This is a genomic window from Actinosynnema sp. NPDC059335, assembly GCF_042752395.1.
Classification (GTDB): Bacteria; Actinomycetota; Actinomycetes; order Mycobacteriales; family Pseudonocardiaceae; genus Actinosynnema.
In genome coordinates this window covers 8,493-14,201 of the sequence record NZ_JBHYXZ010000194.1, presented here as the reverse complement: position 1 = coordinate 14,201, position 5,709 = coordinate 8,493, and the positions used below count along the sequence as shown (strand labels likewise).

At 71.9% G+C, this 5,709-nt stretch carries 5 protein-coding genes; all 5 read left to right on the top strand.

Annotation, left to right across the window (positions count from 1 at the left end; all coding sequences use genetic code 11):
- Nucleotides 1–359 precede the first annotated feature (359 nt).
- Nucleotides 360–950, top strand: coding sequence for a Holliday junction branch migration protein RuvA (gene ruvA / locus ACFXGA_RS36080; protein ID WP_378096219.1), 591 nt, complete (start codon nt 360–362; stop codon nt 948–950).
- Nucleotides 947–1,996 carry a Holliday junction branch migration DNA helicase RuvB gene (ruvB, locus tag ACFXGA_RS36075; protein ID WP_378096217.1) on the top strand — a complete coding sequence of 350 codons (1,050 nt, stop codon included), beginning with the start codon at nt 947–949 and terminating at the stop codon, nt 1,994–1,996. Before ruvA ends, ruvB begins: the two co-directional genes overlap by 4 nt.
- A gap of 98 nt (nt 1,997–2,094) precedes the next feature.
- Nucleotides 2,095–2,457 (top strand): preprotein translocase subunit YajC, encoded by a 363-nt coding sequence (gene yajC, locus ACFXGA_RS36070; RefSeq protein ID WP_378096212.1) that lies wholly within the window; start codon nt 2,095–2,097, stop codon nt 2,455–2,457.
- 140 nt (nt 2,458–2,597) lie between these two features.
- Nucleotides 2,598–4,430 (top strand): protein translocase subunit SecD, encoded by a 1,833-nt coding sequence (gene secD / locus ACFXGA_RS36065; protein ID WP_378096209.1) that lies wholly within the window; start codon nt 2,598–2,600, stop codon nt 4,428–4,430.
- Between the two features lies 1 nt (nt 4,431).
- Entirely contained in the window at nt 4,432–5,634 is a 1,203-nt protein-coding gene (secF, locus tag ACFXGA_RS36060; protein WP_378096206.1) for a protein translocase subunit SecF, read from the top strand.
- Nucleotides 5,635–5,709 lie beyond the last annotated feature (75 nt).

Here is a 5,709-nt window from a genome sequence, read left to right as displayed (position 1 = left end):
GGCAGCGACAGTTGTTTATAAGACACCCCCCCCCCGGCGCCCGCCCGCGGCGCGGCGACGCGCCGCGCCGGACGGCCCGCGAGCGAGTCGGCACCGGTGGGCCCGGCCGGAGCCGCCTCGGACGCCGGCGGCTCGGACGCTGGCGGGACGGGCGGCGGCGGGACGGGCGGCGGCGGGACGGCGGTGATCGGGTCGGCCGGGTCGGCGGACGGCGGCTCGGGCGGCGGCGGACCCGTCGCGGGCCGGTCGAGTGGGACCCCCGCGGCCGGGGGCGGGGCGGGGCGGGCAGGATCGGGGCCGGTCGCGGCGGCGGATGCGGGCGGCGCGGAGCAGGGTGCGAAGACCGGAGGTAGGGGCAAGTGATCTCGTCACTGCGCGGGCAGGTGCTGTCCATCGGGCTCGACCACGTCGTCGTCGAGGTCGGCGGCGTCGGCTACGCGGTGCAGGCGACCCCCGCCACGCTGGCCACGCTCCGCCGCGGCGAGGAGACCCAGCTGGCCACCTCCCTGGTGGTCCGCGAGGACTCGCTGACCCTCTTCGGCTTCGCCGACGCCGAGGCCCGCGAGCTGTTCGGCCTGCTCCAGACCGTCTCCGGGATCGGGCCGCGGCTCGCGCTCGCCACCCTGGCCGTGCTCGAACCGGACAAGCTGCGCGCCGCGCTCGCCGAGGGCAACATCACCGTGCTCACCCAGGTCCCCGGCATCGGCCGCAAGGGGGCCGAACGGCTCATCATCGAGCTGCGCGACAAGGTCGGCCACCTCGCGCCCGCCCCGACCGCCTCCGGCGACACCGGCCAGGTCCGCACCCAGGTCACCGAGGCGCTGCTGGGCCTCGGCTTCCCCGCCAAGCAGGCCGAGCAGGCCGTGGACGCGGTGCTGGCCGCCGACGGCGCGCTCGGCACGTCCGAGGTCCTCCGCCGCTCCCTGGCCGCCCTGGGCCGCAAGCGATGAACCACGACGACACCCTCAACCCGCTGCCCGACCCGACCGAGCGGGACGTCGAGTCGACGCTGCGGCCGAAGGACCTGGACGAGTTCGTCGGCCAGCCCAAGGTCCGCGAGCAGCTGGAACTGGTCCTGCGCGGCGCGATGCAGCGCGGCACGCCGCCGGACCACGTGCTGCTGTCCGGGCCGCCCGGCCTGGGCAAGACCAGCCTCGCCATGATCATCGCCGCCGAGCTGGGCGCGTCCCTGCGCATCACCTCCGGTCCCGCCCTCGAACGCGCCGGCGACCTCGCCGCGATGCTGTCGAACCTGGTCGAGGGCGACGTGCTGTTCATCGACGAGATCCACCGCATGGCCCGCCCGGCCGAGGAGATGCTGTACCTCGCGATGGAGGACTTCCGGGTCGACGTGGTCGTCGGCAAGGGCCCCGGCGCGACCAGCATCCCGCTCGACATCGCCCCGTTCACCCTGGTCGGCGCGACCACCCGGTCCGGCGCGCTCACCGGCCCGCTGCGCGACCGGTTCGGCTTCACCGGGCACATGGAGTTCTACCGCCCCGACGAGCTGGAGCTGATCATCCGGCGGTCGGCCAAGATCCTCGGCGTCGACCTGCGCGAGGACGGCGGCCGGGAGATCGCCGGCCGCTCCCGCGGCACGCCCCGCATCGCGAACCGCCTGCTCCGCCGGGTTCGGGACTACGCAGAGGTGCGCGCGGACGGCGCGGTGACGCTGGAGGTCGCCCGGGACGCCCTGACGGTCTACGACGTGGACGAACTGGGCCTGGACCGGTTGGACCGGGCGGTCCTGGGCGCGCTGGTCCGTTCGTTCGGCGGCGGGCCCGTCGGCGTCTCCACCCTCGCCGTCGCGGTGGGTGAGGAGCCGACCACGGTGGAGGAGGTCTGCGAGCCCTACCTCGTGCGCGCCGGGATGCTGGCGCGCACGCCGCGCGGCCGGGTCGCGACCGCCGCCGCGTGGCTGCACCTCGGCCTCCAGCCGCCCCCGCAGGCGCCGGGCGAGGCGACGCGATCCCTGTTCGACGACGCCACCGGGTGATCGGGATTACTGACCTGGCACAATCGGCAGCGGCACCCCAGAAATCCGGACGTACCGGGCGCTGACCGCGTTCCGACCGTCCGGTTGATCGGAGAATGATGGACCTGTCCTCCTTGATGTTCCCGCTGCTGCTCGTGCTGCTCGCGGTGCCGCTGTTCCTCAGCGCCCGCAAGCAGAAGCGGGCCGTCGCCGAACAGCAGGCGCTGCTGAACTCCCTGGAGCCGGGTGACCGGGTCATGACCACCTCCGGGCTGTTCGCGACGGTGGCCGGCGTGAACGACGAAGACAACACCATCGACCTCGAGATCGCGGACGGCGTGGTCACCACGTGGCTGCGCCAGGCGATCCGCGAGAAGGTCGCGGTGGACACCGAGACCGACGCGGTCGTGGACGACGTGGACGACGACGTCGCCGACGAGACCCCGGAGGTCCAGCACGCACAGCAGGAGAGCAAGAAGTAACCCGCAGTAACGAGCGGACCCCCGGGCCTGGAGCCGGCAACTGTCAACGCGCCGACTCCAGGCAGTGACGCGCAGCTCACATCATCAGGGGTACGCTCCGGCTTCGCTGACCTTGTCAACTATCAGGAGACGGACGGACCGTGGCACCTCCGGCCGGGCAAATCCGCCCCGCGAAGTACCTGGGCGCATTTGTCCTCATCGTGGTCGCGCTGTACTCCCTGGTGTTCTTCACCGGGAACGGCAAGGCGACACCCAAGCTCGGTATCGACCTCCAGGGTGGCACGCGTGTCACGTTGACCGCCCGGGCTCCTGATGGGAAAACGCCGTCGGAGGAGTCGCTCAACCAGGCCCGCGCGCTCATCGAGACGCGGGTCAACGGCCTGGGCGTCGCCGGTCCCGAGGTCATCCGCGACGGTACCAACCTGGTGATCACGGTGCCCGGCTCGGACAGCGAGGGCGCGAAGCGGCTCGGTCAGACGGCGAAGCTGAACTTCCGCAAGGTCATCGGCTCGCCGGTGCCGAACACGCCGCCCGCCTCCGAGTCGAGCGCGCCGCCGTCCACGTCGGGCTCGGCCGCGCCGACCACGACCGGCTCGGCCGCGCCGACCGAGACCGCGGGCTCCGGCGCGCCGACCACCACCGCCCAGGGCCGCCCGGCCCCGGCGGTCGAGGGCCTGCAGGAGACCACGACCCCGCCGGCCGCGACCACGACGCCGCCCGCCGACCCGTCCGCGCCGCCGGCCGAGCCGCAGGTCGACTGCCGCGCGGTGTTCCAGGGCCAGTACTCCGAGGACCCGACCAAGGCCATCGAGGAGTCCCGCACCTGCCGGCAGGACCCGCAGCTGACCACGCTGGACGCGCAGACCGTGTCCCAGGCGCTGGCCGCCTTCACCTGCCCGACCAAGGACCCGCTGATCGGCAACGACGACCCGGCGCTGCCGCTGCTGACCTGCAACCAGGACCTCACCGAGAAGTACGTCCTGGCCCCCGTGACCCCGCCGAACGACGGCAGCGTCAAGGACGACGACTTCACCCTGTACTCGCGCCTGACCGGTGAGGACATCGACAACGCGGTGTCCGGCACCGACCCGCAGGGCGCGGGCTTCGTGGTCGACCTGACCTTCAAGGGCGAGGGCGGCGCCAAGTGGGGCAAGTTCACCTCGGCCAACGTCTCGCAGCAGGTCGCGGTCGTGCTGGACAGCCAGGTCGTGTCCGCGCCGAACATCAACGAGCCCATCCTGGGCGGGTCGACGCAGATCAGCGGCCGGTTCACCCAGGCCGAGGCCAACAGCCTCGCGAACGTGCTCAAGTACGGCTCGCTGCCGCTGTCGTTCGAGGCGTCCGAGGCCGAGACCGTGTCCGCCACGCTGGGCCTCGCGTCGCTGCGCGCGGGCCTCATCGCCGGCGGCATCGGCCTCGCGCTGGTGTTCCTCTACTGCCTGTTCTACTACCGCCTGCTCGGCGTGCTGACGATCCTGTCGCTGATCCTGTCGGGTGTCGTCGTCTACGCGGTGCTGGTGCTGCTGGGCCGCTGGATCGGGTTCACCCTCGACCTCGCGGGCATCGCCGGCTTCATCGTGTCGATCGGTATCACGGCGGACTCGTTCGTGGTGTTCTTCGAACGCCTGAAAGACGAAGTGCGCGAGGGCCGGTCCTTCCGGTCCGCGGTGCCGCGCGCCTGGGTCCGGTCGCGGCGCACGATCCTGTCCGCGGACGCGGTCAGCTTCCTCGCCTCGGCCATCCTGTACGTGATCGCCGTCGGCCAGGTGAAGGGCTTCGCCTTCACCCTCGGCATGTCCACCGTGCTCGACCTGGTCGTGGTCTTCCTCGTCACGCACCCGCTGGTCGCCATGGTCTCCAAGTCGAAGACCCTGTCGAACCCGAAGCTCTCGGGTCTCGGCGGCGCCATCCAGGCGGCGGTCGACGACCGCGCGCTGTCGGGTGCGAAGAGCACCGCTGTGAAGGAGGTCTGACGTGGCCGAGGCGAAGAAGGGCAACGTTTTCCATCGGCTCTACGTCGGCAACGGCGCGTTCGACATCGTCGGCAAGCGCAAGCGCTGGTACGTGGTGTTCGGCCTGATCCTGCTGATCTGCATCGGGTCGATCGTGTTCCGGGGCTTCAACCTGGGCATCGACTTCACCGGCGGCACGCGGATCCAGCTCCCGGCGGCCAGCTCGGCGGGCATCATCGGCGTCGAGCCGGTCCGGGACTCCTACGAGCGGGCCATCGGCCACGAGCCCGCCGCGGTGCAGTCCGTGGGCACCGGCGCGTCGGCGACCATCCAGATCCGGTCGGAGACGCTGAACGCCGAGGAGGTCGCCAAGCTCAAGACCGCGCTGAACGACGACCTCAAGCCCGAGGGCGGCGTCGACGCCATCAGCGACAGCGCGGTCTCGGCGTCCTGGGGCGGTGAGATCACCAGCCAGGCGTTGATCGCGCTCCTGGTGTTCTTCGTCGCCGTGATGATCTTCCTGGCGCTGTACTTCGAGCTGTCGATGGCGATCGCCGCGCTCGTCGCGGTGCTCCACGACGTGCTGATCACGGCCGGCGTGTACTCGCTGGTCGGCTTCGAGGTCTCGCCGGCGACGGTCATCGGCCTGCTCACCATCCTCGGCTTCTCGCTGTACGACACGGTGGTCGTGTTCGACAAGGTCCGGGAGAACACCCGCGGCCTGCTCGGCCTGACCCGCCGCACCTACGGCGAGGCCGCGAACCTCGCCGTGAACCAGACCCTGATGCGGTCGATCAACACGTCGTTGATCGCGCTGCTGCCGGTGCTGGGCCTGCTGGCGATCGGCGTGGGCCTGCTCGGCGTGGGCACGCTCCAGGACCTGGCGCTCGTGCAGCTGACCGGTATCGCGATCGGCGCGCTGTCGTCGATCTACATCGCCACCCCGGTGGCGGTCGACCTGAAGATGCGCGACCCCCGCTACAAGGCGCAGGCCGCGCGCGTGCACGCGCGCCGGGAGAACCTGGCCCGCAAGGCGGCGGCCGGCGAGGTCGCGGCCGGTCAGGTCGAGGGCGGCGGTGGCGACATCGTGGAGTCGACCGACGACGAGTCGCTGCAGGCCGAACTGCGCAAGGAGAAGGCCATGGCGGCCGCGGCGGGCGTGCCCTCGCGGACCGGCAAGGCCGCCGACGCCCGTCGTCGTCCGACGGGCAAGAAGCACCGTTGAAGCTGGACCGCGCCCTAGGGCTGCTGCGTGAGGTCCCGGACTTACCCCAGCCCGGGGGGGTGGTGACGGCCCGCC